A 25,221-nucleotide genomic window follows, 5' to 3' on the forward strand; every position below is an offset into this window, starting at 1 on the left:
AGGGGAGGTTCGATGTCACGAGGTGTGCTGCGGCGTGCCTGGGCCGTTGTGCTCGGAGCAACGCTCATCGCCGGCCTGCATCCGCCGGGCGCAACCGCTGCTCCGGCCCAGCAGGATGAGGAACCCGCCTTCAAGGGGGCAAAGGTCAAACCGGTGCGTGGGACCGACTACAAGGTCAAGCCGCGGACACCGGATCTCGATGTCGATCTCGTGAAGACACCGGCTGTGCGGTGGCCGGCGACCGGGTCGGCCGCGGTGTCCCTGCCCGCGGCCGGCTGGTCGACCCAGCTGTCCGGCGTGCTCCCGAAGAAGGCTGCCGGCACGTTGCCCGTCGCGGTCGGGCCGGCGAGTGCGGACGGCACGGCTCCGAGCGGTGTGCGGGTCGACCTCCTCGGCCGGCAGGACGCCCGGATGCTGGTCAAGCTGACCAGCACCGACAAGAGCAAGGCCGCCAGCGGCAAGGTCCGGCTGGAGCTGAACTACCAGGCGTTCCGGCACGCGTACGGCGGTGACTGGGCGACCCGGCTGCGGCTGGTCCACCTCCCCTCCGGTACGCCGGTCAAGACGCAGAACGTCGGTGCCGGCACGCTGAGCGCCGACGTACCGGCGACCGGCCTCTACGCCATGGAGGCAGCGGCCGCGGGTAACAGCGGTGACTACGGCAACACTTCCCTGTCACCGTCGGCCTCCTGGTCGGTGGGCGGCTCGTCGGGTGACTTCAACTGGCAGTACCCGTTCCGCGCGCCACCGGGCACTGGCGGACCGATCCCGACGATGGCCCTTGGTTACTCCTCGGGCAGTGTCGACGGCCGGACCTCCGGCACCAACAACCAGACCTCCTGGGCAGGTGAGGGTTTCGACCTCGCGCCGGGCGGCTCGATCGAGCGCCGGTACGCATCCTGCGGGTCGAAGCCCGAGAAGACCGGTAACAACGGCAACCGTGCGGTCGGTGACCTGTGTTTCGCCACCGACAACGCAACCTTCAGCCTGAACGGCAAGGGTGGTGAGCTCGTCCTCGACGACACCACCAAGCAGTGGCGGCCGAAGAGTGACGACGGCACCAAGGTCGAGCGCCTGTGGGGCGCTCCCAACGGTGACCAGGGCAGTGACGGCAAGCCGCAGGAACAGGGTGAGTACTGGGTCATCACCGCCAAGGACGGGACCAAGTACTACTTCGGCTTGAACAAGCTGCCCGGCGCCGGCACCGAGACGACCAACTCGGCGCTCACGGTTCCGGTGGCCGGCAACCACGCCGGTGAGCAGTGCAACAAGGCGGCCTTCGCTGATTCCTTCTGCCAGCAGGTCTACCGGTGGAACCTGGACTACGTGGTCGACCTGCACGGCAACACGATGTCGTTGTTCTACGAGACCGAGAAGAACAACTATGCGTACAACGGCACGCAGACGACGGTGAAGAGCTACGACCGGGCCGGCAACATCAAGCGGATCGAGTACGGCCAGACCGACGGTCAGGTCTTCTCGGAGAAGCCGGTGGCGCGCGTTCACTTCGACACCACTGAGCGCTGTGTCGCCGGCGCGATCTGTGCTCCGGCCGACTATTTCGACACTCCGCTCGACCAGGAGTGCACCAGTGCCACGAAGTGCACGCAGACCGGTCCGAGTTTCTGGACGAAGAAGAAGCTGAGCAAGGTCCGCACGGAGGTTTGGCGTGGTGCCGCGTTCGACGCCGTCGACACGTGGACGCTGCGGCACTCGTTCCCGAACCCCGGTGACAACACCGGCGCGCGGTTGTGGCTGGAGGCCATCACCCACATCGGCGAGGCCGGCCCCGGCGCGGTCGCCATCCCCGAGGTGAACTTCGACAAGATCGCGCTCGACAACCGGGTCGCCGACGGAACCACGCGGCCGTTGCTGCAGTGGTTCCGGATCCGTGGGATCCACTACGGCACCGGTGGCGAGCTCACGATCACCTACTCCGACAAGGACTGCAGTCTGCCCGGCAACGTCCCGCCGGTGGACCGCAACGACCGCCGCTGTCACCCGCTGAAGTGGACTCCACCGGGCGAGGTCGACGAGCGCGAGGACTGGTTCCACAAGTACGTCGTCACCTCTGTCTCCGAGTCCGACCGGGTCAGCGGGATGGTCCCGGTGCAGACCACCATCAGCTATCCGGGCAAGCCGGCCTGGCGGCACGACGACGAGGACGGGCTGGTCGAGATCGGCCGCAAGACCTGGTCACAGTGGCGCGGTTACGACCGCGTCATCGTCACCAAGGGCGCCCCGGACGGTCCGCAGACCGTCACCGAGAGCCGCTACTTCCAGGGCATGGACGGCGACAAGCTGGCCGACGGCTCGGTCAAGGACGTCAAGGTGACCGACTCGACCGGTGCGCAGGTGGAGGACGTGAACGCCCTGTCCGGGCAGGTCCGCGAGACCAGCAAGCTGGTCAACGGCGCCATCGTCGAACGCACCATCAACGACAACTGGGTGTCAGGCGCCACCTCGACCCGGGTCCGCGACTGGGGAACGACGAGTGCGTTCAAGGTCGAGCAGAAGGCCGCGAAGCAATGGGAGGCCAAGCCGGGCGGCGGATTCCGTGAGACCTCGTCCAGCAACGAGTTCACTGCGGGAGGTGTCCTGGTCGCCGAATCGAACGCGAACGACCTGGCGACGACCACGGATGACACCTGCACCCGTTACGAGTACGCGAACAACGCTGCCAAGGGGCTGACCGAGCTCCCGCTGCGGACGCAGCGGGTGGCCAAGGCCTGCAACCAGCCGTGGACCAAGGCCGACGTGATCTCGGACGTGAAGGTCGGATATGCCGGTGGCACGGCACCGGTGAACGCCAAGCCCACCGCCGCGCAGCGGCTGAGCGGATTCGACGCCGCCGGTGAACCGACGTACGAGACCGTCCGCATGTCGACGTACGACGACCACGGCCGGCTCCGGACCGACACCGACCCGAAGAATCACACCACGACGTACGGGTTCGTGCCGGCCGACGGCCCGGTCACGAAGACGACCGTCACCCTCGCCAACGGGCACACGTCGAGCAGCGAGCTGGACCCGGCCTGGGGACAGGCGACCAAGGTGACCGACGTCGCCGGCCGGACGACGGTCTCCGCCCGGGACGGTCTGGGACGGATCACCAAGGTGTGGCTGCCGGACCGCGCACCGTCGGACCAGCCGAACGTCGAGCACATCTACACCGCCGATGTCGACGCACCGGGTGTTGTGCAGACCAAGACGCTGCTGCCGAACGGTAGCGAGCAGGTCAAGTACGAGATCCTCGACGGCCTGCAGCGCAAGCGGCAGGTCCAGACCGCCTCCGCCGACGGTGTCGGCCGGGTGATCAGCGACATCGAGTACGACTCCCGCGGGCTGGCGGTGGTCGAGAACACCGCGTACTACGACGACGCACCGCCCGGCGACGTCGTGTTCGACCCGATCGAGGAGGACTTGCCGGCTCGCAAGGCCACGACGTACGACGCGCTCGAGCGGCCGGTGAGCGAGGCGCTGTGGTCGAAGAACACCGAACGATGGTCCACCACCTACAAGAACGAGGTGGACCGGCAGACGGTCGACCCACCGAACGGAGAACAGGCCACCACCCGGATCAGTGACGCGCAGGGCCGGTTGGTCGAGCTGCGGGCCTACAACACTCCGGGGGAGAGCACGAACTTCGACAAGACGACGTACACGTACACGAAGGCTGGTCAGCCGGCCACCGTCACGGATCCGGGCGGGAACGTCTGGCGGTACGAGTACGACGTCCGTGGGCGCAAGATCAAGTCCGAGGAGCCGGACCGCGGGAGCACCACCTTCGTCTACAACGAGCTCGACCAGCTCGAGTCGCAGACCGACGCCGCGGGCAACAAGTTGTTCTACGCCTACGACGAGATCGGGCGACCGACCACGACGAGGAGCGGATCCGCCAACGGGCCACTGGTGATCGAGCGTGGCTACGACACGCTGGCGAAGGGTTCGCCCAGCACCGCGACCCGCTATGTCGACGGCAACCCCTACACGACGGAGATCACCGGGTACGACGCCACCGGGCACGCGCTGGGCACCAAGGTCACGCTGCCTGCCGCCGAGGGTGCGCTGGCGGCGACGTACACGACCGAGAACACCTGGACCGCGACCGGGCAGCCGGCCACCACCAAGGTTCCGGCGGTCGGCGGCCTGCCGGCCGAGACCCTGACGACGACCTACAACCAGCAGGACCTTCCGTCCGGGCTGTCCAGCGAAGCCGGGACCTACGTCACGGACTCGCAGTTCAACTCTTTCGGCGACCTGACGTTCCTCGAGGTCCGGCCGACCGGAGGCAAGTACCTGCGGCACAACTATGTCTATGACGACACGACCCGGCGGCTGATCCGGACCTTCAGCCAGCGGCAGACCCTCGGGCCGCAGCGGGTGCTCGACCAGAGCTACGAGTACGACCACGCCGGTAACGTCACCAAGATCGTCGACGCGCCGGCCAGTGGCAGCACGGATCCGGCCGACGTGCAGTGTTTCGGGTACGACGAGGCCCGGCGCCTGACCCAGGCGTGGACCCCGGGCGATGCCAACTGTGCGGCGCAGCCGACCAGCGCGAGCCAGCTGGGCGGACCCGCGCCGTACTGGCACCAGTGGACGTTCGACAAGATCGGTAACCGCAAGACCGAGAAGCGCATGACCACGGCCGGTGCCACCACCAGCACCTACGACTACCCGGCACCGGGTCAGGCGCGGCCGCATGCGCTGCAGCAGGTCACCACCACCAAGCCCGATGGTGCGGTCGAGACGAACTCGTACGCCTACGACGCGGTCGGGAACCAGACGTCGCGGACCGTCGGCGGCGTGCAGGAGACGTTCGAGTGGGATGCCGAGGGACGACTCGGCAAGGTGAAGAAGGGCAGTCAGGAGACCGGCTACATCTATGACGCCGACGGCAATCGGCTGCTGCGCAAGGACGCCAACGGCACCACGCTGTACCTCGGCAACACCGAGCTGCTGCTGATGAAGGACGGTTCCCAGCTCGGCACCCGGTACTACAAGTTCGGCAAGCAGACGATCGGCGTCCGGGTCGGCACCAAACTGACCTGGCTCGGCTCGGACCACCACGGCTCGGCGACGCTCACCGTCGACGCGCAGACCCAGGCGTACCAGCGGAAGCGGATCACGCCGTACGGTGAGGCCCGCGGTCCGGCGACGCCGAACTGGCCCGGCCGGCAGGACTTCGTCGGTGGCCTGAAGGACGACGCGACGGGTCTGATCCACCTCGGTGCCCGGGAGTACGACCCGAGTACCGGGCGGTTCATCTCGGTGGACCCGGTGGTCGATGCCGAGGACCAGCAACAGCTGAACGCCTACGCGTACGCCAACAACAGCCCGGTGAGCTTCCTCGACGCGGACGGCAAGCGGTACCGCACCGAGACGATCACCGAGACGAGGACGGTCATCCGCGAGCACGTGAAGCGGATCAAGGAGCTCAAGCAGGAGGTGTTCACGATCTACGTGACGGTCGTGATCCTCACCTTCCTCAGCCGGTTCGCGGCCGCGTTCGGGATGCACGACTTCGCCATGAAGATCACCGCGCAGGTCGCGGTCCAAGTGATCCGGTGGAAGGAGGTCACCCGGACGCTCAGGTACCACACCCAGGAAGTCATCCGGATCGTCACCACCAAGCTGGTCTGGGAGCCCGAGCTCAAACAGGCTCTCGACCTGGCCAAACAGACCGAATCGAGTGTGTCCTCGATGGACAAGTCGGTCGACAAACTCGGGGATGTGGCCCGCCGGATCGGCGAGCAGGCCAAGTCCGATCAGGAGGCGGAGCGGCGCAACCGGCTGATGGAGATCGACCAGCGGAGGCTGGACGACGAGCGGAAGCGCGCCAAGGAGAAGGACAACGCCGAGCACTGGGGCAAGGTGATCGGTACCGGGGTCGGCGGAACGGCCGGGCGGTTTGCCGGGGCGGCCGCCGGCGCCAGCGCCGGCCTGCTCTGCGGACCTGCGGCGCCGTTCTGCGTTCCTGTGCTCGGCACGCTCGGGGCGATCGGAGGCGGGTACGGCGGCGGCAAGGCCGGCGAATCCATCGGCGGTCAGTGGTACGAGGACACCCACAGCAACCGGAATCCGATGACGCAGCAGCAGCACGTGGACATCTGCAAGACGCCGGGTGCGCAGGAAGCCTGTAAGTGGTCCGGGCCGGGGAAGTGATGCGGGCATGACGAACCGCACGATCGGCGGCCTGATGGCCGGTGTGCTGGCGGTGCCGCTGGTTGCGGTTGCTGGTGCGGGTACGGCGGTTTCCGCCGTGCCCGCCCCGGCGGCAGCCCTGCAGCAGCGGGTGGAGCTGGAGCACCTGCGGAACGAGACCACGCAGGTGTTTCGGGAGCCCTCGGGCCTGCACACGATGGAACAGTTCGCGTACCCGGTCCGGGCCCGGAAGGGCTCGGGGTGGGTGCCCATCGACACGAAACTGACGCTTCGGCCCGACGGGTCGATCCGGCCGGGCACGATCGTCACCGACCTGCGGCTGTCCGGTGGTGGCGACGGGAAACTCGTTGCCCTGGGCAAGGCGGACAAGCAGGTCCGGATGGACTGGAAGGGGAAGCTCCCGAAGCCGGTGCTGGCCGGCGACACGGCGACGTACCCAGAGGTGCTCCCCGGCGTCGACCTGCAGGTGCGGGCCGAGGCCACCGGGTTCCAGCATCTGCTGGTGGTGAAGAACCGGGCGGCGGCGAGCAATCCGGCGTTGAGGCAATTGCGGTTCCCGATCAGCGGGACCGGTCTGAGGCTGGCCGCCAAACCGGACGGTACGACGGTCGCCACCGCGGCCGGCAAGACCGTCTTCACGGCCGGTCAGGCGGTCATGTGGGACAGCCCAGGTGCCGGACCGCGGTCCCGGCACGCGAGCATCCCGACCACCCGGTCGGGCAACGAGCTCGTCATCACGCCTGACCAGAAGTTGCTCACGGCACCGACTACCCGCTATCCGGTCACGATCGACCCGACCTGGTCGGTCAACAACTCGCTGTGGACCCATGTCAGCCTCGAGCACGCCGACGACTCGTACTGGGAGTTCGACCGCGACGAAGGGGCGAAGGTCGGTCGCTCCTACGACAATGTGATCACCTACCGGTCGTTCTTCCAGTTCGGCTCCGGTGACCTGGCCGGGGCGAAGATCGTCAAGGGCAAGTTCGAGATCTGGCTGGACCACAGCTCCTCCAACGGGCCGACTCCGGTCCACCTGTACGCGACGAACAGCATCCGGCGTGATCAGAAGGTCACCTGGAACAACACCGCCGGGCACTGGCGGGCGTTCATGGGCGAGCTCAGCGGCAACGCCCGGACCGCCGCCGGCCAGCCGGACATGTTGATGGGTTGGGAGAACGCGGCGACGAAGGCGGAGTTCCAGCGCGCGGCCACGGACCGGGACGAGACGGTCACCTTCGGGCTGCGGGCTCCGGACGAGTGGGACATCGCACTGTGGAAGAGGTTCCACGGCGGGTCCGCGCGGATCGTGGTCACCTACAACAACGCGCCGTACGCGCCGGAGCGGGTGAATTTCAGCCGGGCCCGGCCGTGCGGTACGGCGGACAGTCCGACCGTGGTGAGCTGGCCGCTGTCGGGGTACTCGTTCTCGGCGAAGGCGACCGACAAGGACGGGGACAACCTGGTGACCCGGCTGACCATCAAGCGGGTCTCGGACAACGTGGTGGTGCACGAGGTGGATTCGGCGCCGATCACGTCGGGGTCGGCCTTCGGCTGGCCCGCGATCGACCGGACCAAGTTCGAGGACGGGAAGACGTACTCCTACTCGGCGAAGTCCGACGACCGGGTCGCCGACGACGACATCGATTACGGGCCGTCCAGCCAGCAGTGCTTCTTCAAGGTCGACGCCAGGAAGCCGGGCAAGGCGGTGCTGTCGTCGACCGACTTCCCGGACGGGGAGGCCGCCATCCCGGCGCGGACGGTCGGCACCGTCACCCTGAAGCCCGCCGCAGGTGACACCGATGTGGTCGAGTACCTCTACGGCTTCCAGCCGGAGCGGGTGGTGAGCCGGATCAAGGCCGGCGCGGACGGGTCGGTGCAGATCCCGTTGAGCGTGTTCCAGAAGTCGCTGACGGTGGAGCCGGAGCAGAAGGTGCTCTACGTGCGAGCAGTCGACGCTGCGAACAATGTCAGCGACAACTCGACGGTCTGGTCGCTCAGCGCCGGTGAGCTCGAGCAGCTGCCGCCACCGGTCCGCAACGACGTCAATGGTGACGGCAGGGCCGATCTGTCCACGGTGCTGGACCAGGGCGATGGCCGTACCGCGATCTGGAACGTCGTCACCAAGCCGGACGGCAGTCTGCACACCGGTCAGATGGCGTGGGACTCCGGTGCCAACGGTGGGTTCGCGATGTACCGGACCCGGCCGGTGCGCGGCGACTTCGACGGTGACGGGCGAACCGACGCCGTACTGTTCCGTGAGGAAGCGGGGCGACGGATCGGCATGTACCGCGGTCTGTCGGCCGGTGAGCGGTACAACTTCGAGTCCGCACCGGTCTGGTACAGCGGTGCGAACGGCTGGCCGCTCAGTACGGCGCGGATCGTCTCCGGGGACGTCAACGGTGACGGCAAGTCCGATGTGGTCGCTCAGCTGAACGTCTCGGGGACGAGCTGGCGCACGCTGGTGTTCCTCGGCCCTGCGCTCAGTGCGCCGGTGGAGTGGTTGCAGACGGGGAGTCCCTGGTCCAGTAGCGCTCCGCTGCTTGCCGACGTGGACGGGGACAAGAAGGCCGACCTGGTCGACATGCAGAACCTCAGCGGTTGCCGCACGGTGACGAGGTACTTCAAGTCCACCGGTACGGCGTTCGCCGCGACGCCGGTCACTTTGCACGACTCCGGTGCCGGTGCGTACTGCTGGGAGCGCAGCAAGCCGCAGGTCGCGGATGTCGACGGCGACGGCAAGGACGACATCGTCGCGCTGTACGAGAACAGCGGTACCGATGCCTCGTTGAAGGTGTTCCGCTCGACAGGTACGGCGTACACGCTGGGCGAGTGGTGGCGCGATGCCACCACGTTCGACCCGGCCAAGACCGCCCTGTCCGTCGGCGACTTCACCGGTGACGGCAAGCAGGACGTCGGTCTGTTCTACTCGTTGCCGGCCGGCGGGCGAGAGGTCTACACCCTCGCATCGACCGGTACGTCGTTCGGTACGGCGGTCAGCCGCTGGAAGGAACCACGGGTGGGTGCGAGTACCGGACCGAGCTTCGACATCGAGGAACGCACCTACGAGTTGGTGAACCGCAACAGCAGCCAGTGTCTGGATGTGTGGTTGGCGAGTCAGGTCGATTCGGAGAAGTTGGTGCAGCACGAGTGTCACGGTGGTCTCAACCAGCGGTTCCGGATCGCCCGGATCGCCGGCACCGACCAGTTCGAGGTCCGGACCGCGCACTTCCAGGGCAACACCACCGACGGCAGGCCGCGCTGCCTGGATGTCGAGGACATGAAGCAGGACGACGAACGCAAGATCCTGCAGTGGCCGTGTATGGGGACGTCGAACCAGCAGATGGTGATCGAGTATCTCGAAGGGAGCAGCTACGACACGGTCGTGCGGCTGAAGTTCGCGCACAGCTCGAAGTGTGCGTCGCCGGCCGGAGGCAGCACGACGCAGGACACGACGATCGTCCAGCGCACGTGTACGTCGGAGGCCAGCCAGCAGTGGATCCTGCGGGCGGGTTTCAACCCGGCGCAGCCGACCGGAAAGCACTACATCAAGGCGTCGAACACCGCATGGGTGCTGGATGTCGAGAACTGCCTGCCGGACGCCAGGCTGCGAATGTGGGAGGTGGTGCCGAACAGCCCGTGCCAGGGCTGGCAGCTGAAGCCGCTCGGCGACGACGTGTACCGGATCATCGAGCCGAGCACTGGCGAGGCTGTTGATGTCCCGGGCTGCACCGAGGCCTTGGCACAGGCGGTCGCGACGATGCCGGAGAGTGAGAGCGCCTGTCAGCGCTGGCGGATCGAGCCGGCCTTCGACGGGACCTGGTCGATCACCAGGGAGGCGAACGGTCTCTCGCTCGACGTCGCGGGCTGCAAGACCGAGGAGAACACCGATCTGATCACCTGGCGCTACTGGAACGGCCCCTGCCAGCGCTGGCGGCTCAATCCGGTCTGACCAGTTTCGAGCTGAATCGAAAGGTAGGCGCAGCTTTCGACCGAGGCGCAAAGGTCCGTGCTGACCTTTGCGCCCCGGCTGAATTCCTTGAGGTGCTTCCGAACGCTCACTGATAGTGAACCCTCCGCTACTGGGGAGGTTCCATGTCACGAGGTGTGCTTCGGCGTACCTGGGCTGTTGTGCTCGGGTTGACGCTCGTTGCCGGTCTGCATCCGCCGGGTGCGTCGGCGGCTCCGGCGCAGGAGGCAGAAGAAAAGACGGTCAAGGGCACCAAGGTCAAGCCGGTGCACGGCTCGAACTACCAGGTGCAGCCACGCAAACCCGATCTCGATGTCGACGTGGTGAAGACACCGACCGTCTCCTGGCCGGCGACCGGTTCGGCCGAGGTGCAGCTGCCCGAGGTGACGTGGGGAGCGAAGCTGTCCGGCGTACTGCCGAAGAAGGCCGCTGGATTGCTGCCGGTCGCGGTGGGGCCGGCAGTCGCCGACGGTACGGCGCCCGCGGGGGTGAAGGTCGAACTGCTCGGCAAGCGCGGTTCGTCGATGCTGGTCCGGCTCTCGAGCACCGACAAGGCGCGGTCCAACGGCAAGGTGAACCTGGAGCTGAACTACCAGGCGTTCCGGCACGCGTACGGCGGTGACTGGGCGACCCGGCTCCGACTCGTCGACCGTTCCTCCGGTACGCCGATTGCCACCCGCAACAGTGGTGACGGAAAGCTGAGCGCCCAGGTACCGGCCACCGGCCTGTACGCGATGGAGGCGGCCGCGGGAGGCCCAGCCGGCGACTTCGGCAACACCTCGCTGTCGCCGACTGCGTCCTGGCAGGCCGGCGGCTCGTCGGGAGACTTCAGCTGGCAGTATCCGTTCCGGGCGCCGCCCGGCACTGGCGGACCGACGCCGACCATCACCATGGGCTACTCCTCGGGTGCCGTCGACGGCCGCACCTCGGGCACCAACAACCAGACCTCCTGGGCAGGTGAGGGCTTCGACCTCGCACCGGGCGGTTCGATCGAACGCCGGTACGCCTCGTGTTCGTCGAAGTCCGAGAAGACCGGCAACAACGGCACCCGTGCGGTCGGCGACCTCTGCTTCGCCACCGACAACGCCACCTTCACCCTGAACGGCAAGGGCGGCGAGCTCGTCCTGGACGACACCACCAAGCAGTGGCGGCCGAAAGCTGACGACGGCACCAAGGTCGAGCGCCTGTCCGGCGCTCCCAATGGTGACGAGGGCGGCGCTGCTGGTGAGCAGGGCGAGCACTGGCTGATCACCGGGAAGGACGGCACGAAGTACTACTTCGGCTTGAACAAGCTCCCCGGCGCCACCACCGAGACGACCAACTCGGCGTGGACGGTCCCGGTGGCCGGCAACCACGCCGGTGAGCAGTGCAACAAGCAGGCTTTCGCGGACTCGTTCTGCCAGCAGGCCTACCGATGGAACCTCGACTACGTCGTTGACCCGCACGGCAACACGATGTCGATGTTCTACGAGACCGAGAAGAACAACTACGCCTACAACGGTACCGAGACGACGGTCAAGAGCTACGACCGCGCAGGGAACATCAAGCGGATCGAGTACGGCCAGACCGCAGGGCAGGTGTTCGCCGAGAAGCCGGTGGCGCGCGTCCACTTCGACACCACCGAGCGCTGCAACGCCGGCGCGAACTGTGCTCCGGCCGACTACTTCGACACCCCGCTCGACCAGGAGTGCACCAGTACCACGAAGTGCACTCAGACCGGTCCGAGCTTCTGGACGAAGAAGAAGCTGAGCAAGGTCCGCACCGACGTCTGGCGTGGTACGGCGTTCGACGCCGTCGACACGTGGACGCTGCGGCACTCGTTCCCGAACCCTGGTGACAACACCGGTCCGCGGTTGTGGCTGGAGGCGGTCACCCACACCGGTGAGGTCGGGACCGGAGCCGTGAGCACACCGGAGATCAACTTCGACAAGATCGCGATGAACAACCGCGTCGCGGACGGTACGGCGCGGCCGTTGCTGGACTGGTTCCGGATCCGGGCCATTCACTACGGCACCGGCGGCGAGCTGGCGATCACGTACTCCGAGAAGGACTGCAGCCTGCCTGGCAATGTCCCGCCGGTGGACCGTAACGACCGGCGCTGCCACCCACTGAAGTGGACGCCGCCCGGTGAGACCGCCGAGCGCGAGGACTGGTTCCACAAGTACGTCGTGACCTCGGTGACCGAGTCCGATCGGGTCAGTGGCATGGTGCCGGTGCAGACGGCGATCAGCTACCCCGGAAAGCCGGCCTGGCGGCACGACGACGAGGACGGTCTGGTCGAGATCGGCCGCAAGACCTGGTCCCAGTGGCGCGGCTACGACCGGGTAATTACCACCAAAGGCCACCCGAGCGGTCCGCAGACGGTGACCGAGAACCGTTACTACCAAGGCATGGACGGCGACAAGCTGAAGGACGGCGGTGTCAAGGACGTCGATCTGGAGGACTCGACCGGAGCCCGGACCCCGGACAGCGACACGCTGGCCGGTCAGGTCCGGGAGACGACGAAGCTGCTCAACGGCGCGATCGCCGAACGGACCATCACCGACTCCTGGGTGTCGCCCGCGACGTCGACGCGGGTCCGCGACTGGGGCACCACACAGGCGTTCAAAATCGAACAGAAGGCCGTCAAGCAGTGGGAATCCAAGCAGGGCAGCGGATTCCGGCAAACCTCGGCCGCCAACGAGTTCTCGGCCTCCGGTGTGCTGACGGCGGCGTCCAACGCCAACGACCTCAGCACCACCGCCGACGACACCTGTACGCGCTACGAGTACGCGAGCAACCAGGCTCTGGGCATCGCCGAGCTGCCGGTGCGCACACAGACGGTGGCCAAGGCGTGCGACCAGCCGTGGACCAAGGACGATGTGATCTCGGACCTGAAGCTGCAGTACGCCGGTGGGTCCGCGCCGGTGAACCCCAGTCCGGTCGGGAGTCAGCGGCTGACCGGGTTCAACGCGGCCGGTGCGCCGACGTACGAGACGGTCCGGACCACGACGTACGACGACCACGGGCGGCGCAAGACCGAAGCCGATGCCACCGGCCACAAGACGACGTACAGCTACCTGCCGGCCGACGGCCCGGTCACCAAGACGACCGTCACGCTGGCGAACGGGCACGCCTCGGCCACCGAGCTGGACCCGGCCTGGGGCCAGTCGACGAAGGTGACGGATGTCGGTGGCCGCAGCACTGTCTCCGAGCGGGACCCGATGGGCCGGATCGCCAAGGTCTGGCTGCCCGGCCGGTCGCAGTCGGCGACGCCGAACGTCGAGAACACCTACCAGGCCGGAATCGACGCACCTGGGGTCGTTCAGTCCCGGAGTCTGCAGGCCGATGGAACGGTCGAGACCAGCTACGAGATCCTCGACGGTCTGCAGCGCAAGCGGCAGACCCAGAAACCCGCGGCGGATGGTATCGGCCGGGTGATCACCGACTTCGAGTACGACTCGCGAGGTCTGCAGGTGATCGAGAACGCGCCGTACTACAACGACGCTCCGCCTGGCGACCAGGTCTTCGACCCGGTCGAGGAGGAGCTGCCGGCCCGGACGGCGACGACGTACGACAGTCTCGAGCGGCCGGTCACCGAGGCGATGTGGTCGAAGAACGAGCAGAAGTGGGCGACGACGTACAAGCACGAGGTGGACCGCCAAACGGTGGACCCGCCGTCCGGGGAGCAGGCGACGACCCGGATCAGTGACGCCGAGGGCAAGCTCCTCGAACTCCGGGCCTACAACACCCCGGGGGAGAGCGCGAACTTCGACAAGACGGCCTACACCTACACCAAGGCGGGGCAGCTGGAGTCCGTGACGGACGCGGCCGGCAACGTCTGGCGCTACGAATACGACCTGCGTGGCCGGCAGGTGAAGACCGTCGAGCCGGACCGCGGCATCACGACGTTCACCTTCGACGAGCTGGACCAGGTGACGTCGAGTACCGACGCGCGCGGTACCAAGCTTTTCTACACCTACGACGAGGTCGGTCGGCAGACGTCGGTTCGCGAGGGCGCACCGGACGGGCCGCTGCGGATCGAGCGGACGTACGACAGCCTGGTACAGGGTTCGCCGAGTACGTCGACCCGGTACGCCGGTGGCAACGCCTACAAGACAGAGGTGACCGGGTACAGCCCGACCGGTCAGCCACTCGGCTCGAAGGTGACGCTCCCCGCGTCCGAAGGCGGCCTGGCCAAGACGTACGAGACCGCGAGTACCTACACGCAGGCCGGTCAGCTCGCGACCCGGACCGTTCCGGGTGTCGGCGGGCTGCCGGCCGAGACCCTGACCACGACGTACGACACCAACGACCTGCCGAAGACGATGTCCAGCGAGGCAGGGACGTACGTCACCGACTCGCAGTTCAACGCCTACGGCGACCTGACGTATCTCGAGGTCAAGCCGACCGGTGGCAAGTACCTGCGCCACAACTATGTGTACGACGACGCGACGCGCCGGCTGACGCGGGCGTTCGTCCAGCGGCAGACCCTCGGGCCGCAGCGGGTGCTGGACCAGAGCTACGAGTACGACGCTGCCGGCAACGTCACGAAGATCTCCGATGTTCCGGCCAGCGGCAGTGCGGATCCCAAGGACGTGCAGTGCTTCGGGTACGACGAGTCCCGTCGCCTGACGCAGGCCTGGACGCCCGGGGACGCGAACTGTGCGGTGCAGCCGACCAGCGCGAGTCAGCTGGGCGGACCCGCGCCGTACTGGCACCAGTGGACGTTCGACCAGATCGGGAACCGCAAGACCGAGAAGCGGACCACGACGGCCGGTGCGACGACGAGTACGTACGAGTACCCGGCTGCCGGACAGGCGCGACCGCACGCTGTGCAGAAGGTCACCACGACCGGACCGGAAGGCAGCAAGGTCAACACGTACGGCTACGACGCCGCAGGCAACCAGACCTCGCGGACTCTCGCCGGTACCGGTGAGGCCTTCGACTGGGACGCCGAGGGCAAGCTGGCCAAGGTCACCAAGGGGACCGAGAAGACGGAGTACGTCTACGACGCCGACGGGAACCGGCTGCTGCGCCGGGACAAGACCGGCACCACGCTGTACCTCGGAGACACCGAGCTACTGCTGATGCCGGACGGCTCCCAGCTGGGCACGCGGCACTACACCTTCGGCAAGCAGACGATCGGCGTCCGGGTCGGCACCAAGCTGACCTGGCTGGGTTCGGACCACCACGGCTCGGCGACGCTGACCGTCGATTCCCAGACCCAGGCGTACCAGCGCAAGCGGATCACGCCGTACGGCGAGGTCCGGGGACCGGTCGCGTCCGCCTGGCCGGGACAGCGGGACTTCGTCGGCGGCACCCGCGACGACTCGACCGGACTGGTTCATCTCGGCGCCCGTGAGTACGACCCGACCACCGGACGCTTCGTCTCGGTGGATCCGGTGGTCGACACCGAGGATCCACAGCAGCTGAACCCGTATGCGTATGCGAACAACAGCCCGGCGAGTTTCGTCGACGCCGACGGCAAGCGGTACGTGACGCAGACGGTCACGCAGACGAAGACGATCATTCGCGAGCACGTGCGGCGGATCAAGGAGCTGAAGAAGGAGATCGTGACGGTCTTCGTGACGATCGTGATCTACACCTTCCTCGCCAAGCTCGCCTCCGCGTTCGGGATGCACGCCTTCGCCCAGAAGATCACCCAGGAGGTGGCCAAACAGGTCGTCCGGTGGAAGGAGATCGTCCGGACGATCAGATTCCACACCAAAGAAGTGATCCGGATCGTCACCAAGAAACTCGTCCACATCCCCGAGCTCAAGGCGGCGCTGAATCTGGCGAAGCAGGTCAGCAACAGCGTCAACTCGATGGAAGGCTCGGTCGACAAGCTGGCCGAGGTCGCGCGCAAGGTCGGCGAGCAGGCTTCAGCGGTGCTGGCGGCCGCCGCGGAACAGCGCCGGTTGAACGAGGAGCAGCGGAAGAAGGAGGAGGCCGAGAAAGCGAAGGACGCGGAGCAGGCCGATCCCAGCAAACCCTGCGGCGTGTGTGCCAAGGATCCGGACGACGAGCCGATCGCGAAGGCGGCCACGTTCGGGGCCGGCGGGTTCATCGTCGGCGGTGCCATCTGCCTGTTCACCGCTGGACTGGGGTGTGTGGTCGGCGCTGCGGCCGCCGGTGTCGGTCTGGTCGGGACCGCGATGGTCTGGAACTGTGCGAACGGGCCACGCAACTCGTGTGCCAAGCGCGATCCGTACAAGCCGCCGCCCATGTCGTACAAGGAGTACAACGACCTCTGCAAGACCCCCGGTGCTCAGGAGGCGTGTAAGTACGCGACTCCTCCGGGGCGGTGACGGCGATGACTCAGCGAAAGCTGATCGGCGGTCTGCTGGCTGGGCTGCTGGTGGTGCCGATGGTTGCCACTGCTGGTGCGGGTACGGCGGTCTCCGCCGTGCCCGCCCCGGCGGGGCCGGCTCAGCGGGTGGAGTTGGAGCACCTGCGGACCGAGACCAAGCAGGTGTTCCGGGAACCCTCGGGCCTGCACACGATGGAACAGTTCGCATACCCGGTCCGGGCCCGCAAGGGCACGGGCTGGGTGCCCATCGACACGACCCTGCGGCTGGAGCCCGACGGCGCTGTCCGGCCGGGGGCGATCGTCACCGACCTGGAGTTGTCGGCGGGCGGTACCGGCGAGCTTGTTGCCTTGGGCAAAGATGACAAGCAGGTCCGGATGAGCTGGCCGGGCCGGTTGCCGAAACCCGTGCTGTCCGGCGACACCGCGACGTACCAGGAGGTGCTGCCCGGGGTCGATCTCAAGGTCCGGGCCGAAGCGACCGGCTTCCAGCACCTGCTGGTCGTGAAGGAGCGGGAGGCGGCCAAGAACCCGGCGTTGCGGGAGCTGCGGTTCCCGGTCCGGGGGAGCGGTCTGAAGCTCTCCACGAAGGCCGACGGTACGACGGTCGCCGCCGACGCGGAGGGGAAGGCGTTGTTCACCGCGGGACAGGCGGTGATGTGGGACAACCCGGTCCAGGCGAAGAGCGCCGACGCCGAGCCGCGGTCACGTCATGCGAGTATCCCGACGAAGCGGTCGGGGAGCGATCTGGTGATCGTGCCGGATCAGAAGTTGTTGTCCGCAGCAACGACTCGGTACCCGGTGACGATCGACCCGTCCTGGTCGGTGAACAACTACTTGTGGACCCATGTCAGCCAGGAGTTCCCGAATCAGTCGTACTGGGACTACGACCGGGGCGAGGGCGCCAAGGTCGGCCGCTCGTACGACAACGTCATCACCTACCGGTCGTTCTTCCAGTTCGGTACCGGTGATGTGGCCGGCTCGCGGATCATCAGTAGCCGCTTCGAGGTCTGGCTCGATCACAGCTCGTCCGGTTCACCGCAGCCGGTCGACCTCTTCCGGACCCCGGCGCTGGACCGGAACCAGGCGGTCACCTGGAACAACACGGCGGGGCACTGGAGTGAGTACTTCGGTACGGCCTGGGGCAACGCGCGCACGAACGGCAACCAGCCCGACATGTTGATGGGCTGGGACGGCGTCACCGGTGCGTTCCAGGGCGCGGCCGACCGGCGCGACGGCGTGATCACGTTCGGTCTGAAAGCGCCGGACGAAGGCGCGATCCTGCAGTGGAAGAGGTTCCACGGCGGGTCGGCGAAAATCGTGGTGACCTACAACAACGCGCCGTACGCGCCGGAACGGGTGAACTTCAGCCGGGCCCGGCCGTGTGGTACCGCCACTGCGCAGACGGTCGTCAGCTGGCCGTTGTCGGGCTACTCGTTCTCGGCGAAGTCGTCGGACAAGGACGGCGACAACGTGGTCACCCGGCTGACGATCAGGAAGTTCCCGGAGAACACCGTCGTCCACGAGGTGGACTCGGCGACGACGACCTCGGGGTCCGCGTTCGCCTGGCCGGCGATCGACCGGGCGAAGTTCGTCGACGGGCAGACCTACTCCTACTCGGCGAAGGCCAACGACAACGTCGGTGGGGACGGCATCGACTTCGGGCCGGAGACCCCGCGCTGCTACTTCCGGGTCGACGCGAAGAAGCCCGGTACGGCGGTGCTGTCGTCGACCGACTTCCCGGACGGGGAGGCGGCCATCCCGGCGCGGACGGTCGGGACTGTCACCCTCAAGCCCGCGACGGGTGACACCGATGTGGCCGAGTACCTGTACGGGTTCCAGCCGGAACGCGTACTGAGCCGGATCAAGGCCGGGCCCGACGGCACGATCCAGCTCCCGCTGACCGTGTTCCAGAAGGCCGGCAGTGCCGAGCCGGAGTCGAAGACGCTCTACGTGCGAGCAGTCGACAGTGCGAACAATGTCAGCGACACCGCGTCCGTCTGGTCGCTCAGTGCCGGGGAGCTCACGGAGCTGCCGGCGCTGGTCCGCAACGACGTCAATGGTGACGGCCGCGCTGACCTGGCCACGGTGCTGGACCAGGGCGACGGACGGACCTCGATCTGGAATGTGGTCACCAAACCCGACGGCACTCTGCACACTGGTCAGATGGCGTGGGACTCCGGCGCCAGCGGTGGTTTCGCGATGTACCGGACCCGGCCGGTCCGGGGCGACTTCGACGGTGACGGGCGGACGGACACCGTTCTGTTCCGTGAGGAGTCCGGTCGGCGGATCGGCATGTACCGCGGTCTCTCGGCCGGAGAGCGGTACAACTTCGAGTCCTCGCCGGTCTGGCACAGCGGTGCGAACGGCTGGCCGCTCAGCTCGGCACGGATCATCGCAGGTGACGTCAACGGTGATGGCAAGTCCGACATCGTCGCCCAGCTGAACGTCTCCGGCACGAGTTGGCGCACGCTGACGTTCCTCGGCCCGGCGTTGACGACACCGGTGGAGTGGTCGCAGACGGCCAGTCCGTGGGCCGGAAGTGCACCACTGCTGGCCGATGTGGACGGTGACCGGAAGGCCGACCTCGTCGACATGCAGAACCTCAATGGGTGCCGCACGCTGACCAGGTACTTCCAGTCCAGCGGTACGGCGTTCGCCGCGACACCGGTGACACTGCACGACTCGGGTGCCGGCGGCTACTGCTGGGAACGCAGTAAGCCGCAGGTGGCCGACGTGGACGGCGACGGCAAGGATGACATCGTCGCGCTGTACGAGAACGGCGGCGCCGATGCCTCGCTGAAGGTGTTCCGGTCGACCGGTACGGCGTACGCCCTGAGCGACTGGTGGCGGAACACGACGAACTTCGACCCGGCCCGGACGGCGCTGGCGATCGGCGACTTCACCGGTGACGGCAAGGAGGACGCCGGCCTGTTCGTCTCGCTGGACGGTGGTGGCCGCGAGGTCTACACCCTCGCCTCGACGGGTACGTCGTTCGGTCCGGCGACCAGCCGGTGGAAGGAGCCACGGGTCGGTGCCAGTACCGGACCGAGTTTCGACATCGAGGAACGCACGTACGAACTGGTGAACCGCAACAGCAGCCAGTGCCTCGACGTGTGGCTGTCCAGCCAGGCCGACTCGGAGCGGCTGGTCCAGCACGAGTGCCACGGTGGACTCAACCAGCGGTTCCGGCTCAAGCAGATCGCCGGCACCGACCAGTACGAGATCCAGACCGCCCATTTCCAGGGCAACGGCCAGGACGGCCGGCCGCGGTGCCTCGACGTGATGAACATGCAGCACACGGACGAGACCACGGTCCTGCAGTATCCGTGTATGGGCACGGCGAACCAGCAGTTGCGGATCGAGTACCTCGAGGGCAGCAGCTACGACACCGTGGTGCGGCTGAAGTTCGCGCACAGCTCGAAGTGCGCGTCACCCGCACAGGGCAGCTCCGGCCAGGACGTCACCATCGTGCAGCGCGGCTGTACGGCGGAGGCGAGTCAGCAGTGGATCCTGCGCGCAGGGTTCAACCAGTCCCAGCCGACCGGGAAGTACCGCCTGCAGGGCGCGAACGACCCGGCCGACAAGGATCTGGCGCTCGACGTCGAGAACTGCCGGGCGGATGCCAGGGTGCGGATGTGGGACTGGATCCCGAACAGCCCGTGCCAACGGTGGCTGATGAAGCCGCTGGGCGACGACATCTACCACATCATCGAGCCGAGCACCGGTGAGGCGCTGGACGTCCCGGGCTGCACGGATGCCTTGGCTCAGACCGTGGCGACGATGCCGGAGAGTGAGAGCGCCTGCCAGCGCTGGCGGGTGGAGCCGGCCTTCAACGGCTCGTGGTCGATCACCAGGGAGGCCAACGGTCTCTCGCTCGACATCGCGGCCTGCAGTTCGGTCGCGGACGCCAGCCTGATCACCTGGCGCTACTGGAACGGGCCTTGCCAACGCTGGAAGCTCGACCAGATCTGAGCAGGACGGGTGGGGGGCCGGTACGACGTACCGGCCCCTTCGCCGCGGTCAGCTCAGGAAGAGTTCGATCACTGGGACGAGGACGTCCGGCTTCTGGGTTGGGAGGTCGAGGGTGAGTACGTCGGAGGCCGTGCCACCCATGGTGGTGTTCTGGGCCTGCTGGTGCGGGTCGTTGACGATGCGCTTGATCTCGGAGGCGTCGTTGAGCAGTTGGGCGTACTTGACCTTGCCGGCCAAGCCGGGGAGGTGGATGTGGCCCATCGGCCAGGAGAAGAAGTGCAGGTAGAGGCGGTCGCCGTTCTGGGTGTAGCGGCAGTCCGCTGGTGCGGTGTGCTCGGAGGGGCGGGCACCGCGGAAGGCGCGCTCGTGTAGGCGGGTCCACTCGCCGATGGAGGCCAGTGTGGCCAGGGCGCGGGGGTCGAACTCGCCGCGACCGGTGGGGCCGACGTTCAGGAGTAGGTTGCCGTCCTTGGAGACGGAGTCGACCAGCATCTTCACCAGGAGCTCTGGTGACTTCCAGTCCAGGTTGTCGCGGTCGTAGCCCCAGCTGCCGTTCAGGGTCTGACAGGCCTCCCAGAGCACCGGTACGCCGTCCCGTTCCATCGGACCGTCCGGTTGGTACTGCTCTGGCGTCACGAAGTCGCCGGGGATGTCCAGGCGGTCGTTGATCAGGATGCCGGGCTGCAGTTCGCGCACCATCGCCATCAGCTCGACCGAACGCCAGTCGTCGCGGCCCTTGCCGTGGCCCTCGCGGCCGTCGGGGTACTTGCGGCCCGGGTAGGAGAAGTCGAACCACATGATGTCGATGTCGCCGTAGTTCGTCAGCAGCTCGCGGGTCTGCGCGTGCAGGTAGTCGGCGTACACCTGGACGTCGCGGCCGGCCGCCTTGGCGATCGCCTCTTCGTCGTCGCGCTGCGGGTGCATCAGGTCGATCGGGAACTCAGGGTGATGCCAGTCGATCAGGGAGTGGTAGAACCCGATCCCCAGACCCTCCTCGCGGCAGGCCTCGACGAACTGCTTCACCAGGTCCTTGCCGGCGCCCCAGGCGGTGTGAGCGACCGTGTAGTCCGACACCGCCGAGTCCCACAGGCAGAAGCCCTCGTGGTGCTTGGTCGTCAGTACGGCGTACCGCATGCCGGCCTCGCGCGCCGCACGGGCCCATTGGCGCGGGTCGTAGAGGTCAGGGGCAAAGTGGTCGAAGTACGGCTGGTAGTCCTCGTCGGTCAGCCGCTCGCGGTTCTTCACCCACTCGTGGCGGGCGGGCAGGGCGTACAGGCCCCAGTGGACGAACAGGCCGAACCGCCAGTCGCGGAACCTCTCGATCGAGGCTGCGGGTGGACCATCGGGCATGGGAAAGCTCCTCAGGGAGTCGCGGTCATCCGATCTATAGTCGATCGTTTGGCCGCGACCCGCCAGAGTCTGCCATTAATTCACGCAGTTAAGTTCCTAGAGATCCGATCTATTTGGGGTGAGCTCCAGCAGAACGGCGTACGGCATCGGCAGCGTCACCTCGACCGCGGTTCCGGTCAGCTCCAGCGGCGTACTGATCATCCGGCTGCGCTCGGTGAGCTGGGCCAGCTCACCCTCGGTCGGCCACTCGGTGATCCCGAGCTCTGCGGTCGCAGCGGCCAGATCACCCGCGCCGATGCCCAGTGTGGTCGCAGTGACCTGCCAGGACGGATCCACGCCGGGCAGCTCCACGTGGACCGTCCTGGTCAGTTCTGGGGCGCCGTCCGCCTTGGTCTGGTCCAAAGTCAGGTTCCAGAGCAGTACGGCGATCCGGTCGCGGTCCCGCGAGGCCCATGCCTCGATCAGACTGCCGCCTCCGTCACCGCTGACTGTGACTGGCAGCTCGACCGGTCCGAGCTGGCTGAGCAGACTCAGCGCGTGGTAGCGCGGTTTGCGCACTCCACCGACGGTCTGCAGCCCGAAACCGCCGTGCAGGAACCGCGGTGGTCGGCCCAGCTCCTCGAAGTGGTCAGACGCGACCCAGTAGGCCAGCGCGTCCACCCGCCCGGCCGCTGACCGCATCCCGCGCAGCAGGAACACACCGGCGAACACCGAGTCGTTGATCGGGTTGAAGTGCCGCGGAGTCACACCCCACTCGGTCCACAGGATCCGCGCATCGCCGTACCCGTGCCGCTCCAACGACGCCCGTACGTCGAGCGGCGGCGAACCGTAGGTATGCGTCGACACGAGGTCGACCGGGGTGCCGTTGGCGCGGGCGTGGGCCAGCAGGTCATCCACCCAACCTGCTGCGGCTGACGACGGTCCGCCGACGGCCAGTCGCTCGTCGACCGCCTTCACGGCCGCGGCAGTCACGTCGTACAGGTGGAGCCACTCGGCCTTGGTGCCGGACCAGAAGACCTCGAGGTTCGCCTCGTTCCACACCTCGAAGTCCCAGGCCAGCACCTCGCTCAGGCCGTATCGGTCGACCAGGTGCTCGACCAGCGCGCGGACCAGGTCGTGCCAGCGCTCGTACGACTCCGGTGGCGAGATGATCGCGCCGTACTCGAAGACGGTCTTCGACGGGTCGCTGGCCAGTTCGCGCGGCATGAATCCGAGCTCGACCACCGGCCGCAGCCCGATCGTGAGCAGCTTGTCGTAGATCGTGTCCACCACGGAGAAGTCGTACGACGACCCGTCGATCACGTGGGTGTCGTCGTGGAAGATCGCGTGCGCGCGGACCGTCTGGACCCCGAGCTCGTCGTGCATCCGGCGCAGCGCGTCCTCGAGCTCGATGCCGATCTCGTGCCCGCCGGTGGTGTCGGTGCAGAGCAGCTGGCTGAGTCGTTCACTGCCGATCATCGGGACCCACGGCCGGTGCAGTTCCGTGCCTTCGGCAACTGTATCGACGGTGACATCGACCCGCGGAACGGTGTCGTCGGCAACCAACGGGACCGCGCCGACGCTGTGACTCGGGCGGCCGGCGACTGTCACCTCGGGAACACTGGCGACCGCGTAGTGGTACGGCGTCCCCGGGGTGCAGGTCGTGTCGACGTACGGCGGGCCTGGTACGGACAGGATGTCGCCGCTGTGATGGTCGACCGGTTCGAGCGGACCGTGGTCGCCGGTCGAGCGCAGGATCAAGTACCCGACTGCGCCTTCGACGGGCGACCAGTCGATCGTCACCTGGCCGACGCCGCCGACCGCGGTCACCTCCTTGGGCGGATCGAGATCGGGGAAGCTGAACCCGCGCTCCTCGTCGCTGCGGAGTGCGATCCGCTCATCCCAGTCGGCCTTGGCGTCCTCTGTCATACGAGGCCCGACTCGAAACGCTCTTGGCTGATCACTGGGCGGATACCGCGTTCGGCGCGACGATCGGCGAAGCTGCGGCGGATCAGGTCGTTGCCGAAGACGTTGCCGATGGCACCCATCACCATCGCCTGGTCGAGCGAGAGGTACCGCTTGGCGATCAGACCCGACTTGACCGCGACCGAGTCGTAGAACCCACCGCCGCCGTACGCGTGCAGGTTGGTTTCGATCCGGCTCAGGTTCTCGATCGCCTGCCGCGGTGCGTACGACATCGCGAGGAACGCGGCGTGCGGCGTGACCACACCATCGCCGTACGTCGGGTTGGGGTTGATGCCCTCGCGGCACCCCTCGAATCCCGCGTCGAAGTTCGTCGCCTCGAGGTCCGACGGGTATCCGCCGGGATCCATGCCGATCGCGTCGACGCCGTACACCGCGTAGCCGCCCTTGGGGTTCGAGGCGGGGGAGAAGCCCCAGTACCCGTACTTCGCCTCGTCCAGACCGTGCTCGATGTGGGCGCGGACGGTGAGCGGGTGGTTGATGCCCCAACTGTGCGGGGCCCAGGTCGCTTCGGGGACGAACAGGTCAGGCATCAGCGACTCGAACATGTCGCCACCCCACGACGGGACGAGCCGCATCCCGCGGTACTCGTAGGTGCCCTCGAAGACGTCGAGCCCGAGGTACGTGCGGTGCACACCCTTCGGTTTCTGCTCGACCCACGACCAGTCACACGAATCGGGGAAGGTGCGGTACGTCGCGAAGTACTGGGTGGGCGGGACCTGGCCGAGCGCGAACCCGACGTACCCGGCGATGCGCGCCTCGGTGTTGCACGTGTCGTAGTGGAACTTGCGGTAGTACACGTCCGGTCCGGTGCCGGCGTGGTTGCCCTTGTCGGTCGCCTCGTCAGGCGGTGAGGTCTCGAAGAAGCCGCCGCGCATGAGACCGCCGGGGCGGGCGGCCGGGTTGTAGTAGTAGGCGAAATTCATCTTGTTCAACAGGGAATCCGCGAGTGCCCGGGCCTGCGGTTCGGCGTTCCGGACCACCATCAGCGCACACGCGAACCACCCGTTGTCGACACTGGAGACGAATGGCGTAATCGGCTTCGTGCCGTCCGGGTCGACACGAAGGACCTCGCCGGTCGCTTCGTCGTACCAGTTGAAGTACATGCCGCTGGGTGTGTGGTGGACGACGTTCTGCATCGTCGTCAGCGTCTGCGTGATCCGGCGGAGTGATTCCTGCGGCGAGATGATCCCGAGGTGCCGGGCAACCACCGTGCTCCACAAATACCCACCGATGTTGGTAGGCGACGTGTACTTGCTCCGCACGGGGTTCGAGACGGACTCACCGATGTTGTCAGCAGGCAACCCGGTTCGCTCGTCGGTCATCGCAACCAAGCTGCGCCAAGTATCCCGAGCCCACCGCCCCACAAGCGCTTTGTCTTGTCTGGTTGGCCTCCAACCATCTTTCAGCTGTTGGGCTGGATTCGCGAAAGCTGGTGTAGCAGTTCCGACGAGTGCAGCAGTGCCAGTAGCTGCCAATAGCGTTCGGCGACTGATGTTGGCGGTCATCT

Annotated in this window: 7 protein-coding genes; 4 read left to right on the forward strand and 3 right to left on the reverse strand. The window is 67.1% G+C overall.

The features are described from left to right. Positions 1-12 precede the first annotated feature (12 nt). The 4 genes from ACFTSF_RS17955 (at position 13) to ACFTSF_RS17970 (ending at position 20,399) form a co-directional block, all read left to right on the forward strand. Complete coding sequence (locus ACFTSF_RS17955) at positions 13-6,168, forward strand: RHS repeat domain-containing protein (RefSeq protein WP_380154788.1); 6,156 nt, start codon at positions 13-15, stop codon at positions 6,166-6,168. Between the two features lie 7 nt (positions 6,169-6,175). Then, positions 6,176-10,117: an RICIN domain-containing protein gene (locus tag ACFTSF_RS17960; protein WP_380154789.1), complete on the forward strand. Its 3,942-nt coding sequence runs from the start codon at positions 6,176-6,178 to the stop codon at positions 10,115-10,117. A gap of 143 nt (positions 10,118-10,260) precedes the next feature. Then, the gene (locus tag ACFTSF_RS17965) at positions 10,261-16,425 is read left to right on the forward strand and encodes an RHS repeat domain-containing protein (protein ID WP_380154790.1); all 6,165 of its coding nucleotides are present in this window, start codon (positions 10,261-10,263) and stop codon (positions 16,423-16,425) included. A 5-nt stretch (positions 16,426-16,430) separates the two neighbouring features. After that, the gene (locus tag ACFTSF_RS17970; RefSeq protein ID WP_380154791.1) at positions 16,431-20,399 is read left to right on the forward strand and encodes an RICIN domain-containing protein; all 3,969 of its coding nucleotides are present in this window, start codon (positions 16,431-16,433) and stop codon (positions 20,397-20,399) included. Between the two features lie 48 nt (positions 20,400-20,447). Here ACFTSF_RS17970 and ACFTSF_RS17975 read toward each other — a convergent pair whose 3' ends face one another. The 3 genes from ACFTSF_RS17975 to ACFTSF_RS17985 all read right to left on the reverse strand — a co-directional run bounded on the left by ACFTSF_RS17975 (position 20,448) and on the right by ACFTSF_RS17985 (position 25,219). Continuing rightward, positions 20,448-21,749, reverse strand: a complete 1,302-nt coding sequence (locus ACFTSF_RS17975) for an alpha-L-fucosidase (protein ID WP_380154792.1) — start codon at positions 21,747-21,749, stop codon at positions 20,448-20,450. A 96-nt stretch (positions 21,750-21,845) separates the two neighbouring features. Continuing rightward, positions 21,846-23,657 carry a xylan 1,4-beta-xylosidase gene (locus ACFTSF_RS17980; protein ID WP_380154793.1) on the reverse strand — a complete coding sequence of 604 codons (1,812 nt, stop codon included), beginning with the start codon at positions 23,655-23,657 and terminating at the stop codon, positions 21,846-21,848. Next, entirely contained in the window at positions 23,654-25,219 is a 1,566-nt protein-coding gene (locus ACFTSF_RS17985) for a glucoamylase family protein (protein ID WP_380154794.1), read from the reverse strand. Before ACFTSF_RS17985 ends, ACFTSF_RS17980 begins: the two co-directional genes overlap by 4 nt. Positions 25,220-25,221 lie beyond the last annotated feature (2 nt).

The sequence above is a fragment of the Kribbella sp. NPDC056951 genome (assembly GCF_042674205.1).
Lineage (GTDB): Bacteria > Actinomycetota > Actinomycetes > Propionibacteriales > Kribbellaceae > Kribbella > Kribbella yunnanensis.

Excerpts from the sequence above, each read along its gene's own strand:
- ACFTSF_RS17955 (WP_380154788.1), top strand. The coding sequence starts at position 13 with ATGTCACGAGGTGTGCTGCGGCGTGCCTGGGCCGTTGTGCTCGGAGCA.
- ACFTSF_RS17960 (WP_380154789.1), top strand. The coding sequence starts at position 6,176 with ATGACGAACCGCACGATCGGCGGCCTGATGGCCGGTGTGCTGGCGGTG.
- ACFTSF_RS17965 (WP_380154790.1), top strand. The coding sequence starts at position 10,261 with ATGTCACGAGGTGTGCTTCGGCGTACCTGGGCTGTTGTGCTCGGGTTG.
- ACFTSF_RS17970 (WP_380154791.1), top strand. The coding sequence starts at position 16,431 with ATGACTCAGCGAAAGCTGATCGGCGGTCTGCTGGCTGGGCTGCTGGTG.
- ACFTSF_RS17975 (WP_380154792.1), bottom strand. The coding sequence starts at position 21,749 with ATGCCCGATGGTCCACCCGCAGCCTCGATCGAGAGGTTCCGCGACTGG.
- ACFTSF_RS17980 (WP_380154793.1), bottom strand. The coding sequence starts at position 23,657 with ATGACAGAGGACGCCAAGGCCGACTGGGATGAGCGGATCGCACTCCGC.
- ACFTSF_RS17985 (WP_380154794.1), bottom strand. The coding sequence starts at position 25,219 with ATGACCGCCAACATCAGTCGCCGAACGCTATTGGCAGCTACTGGCACT.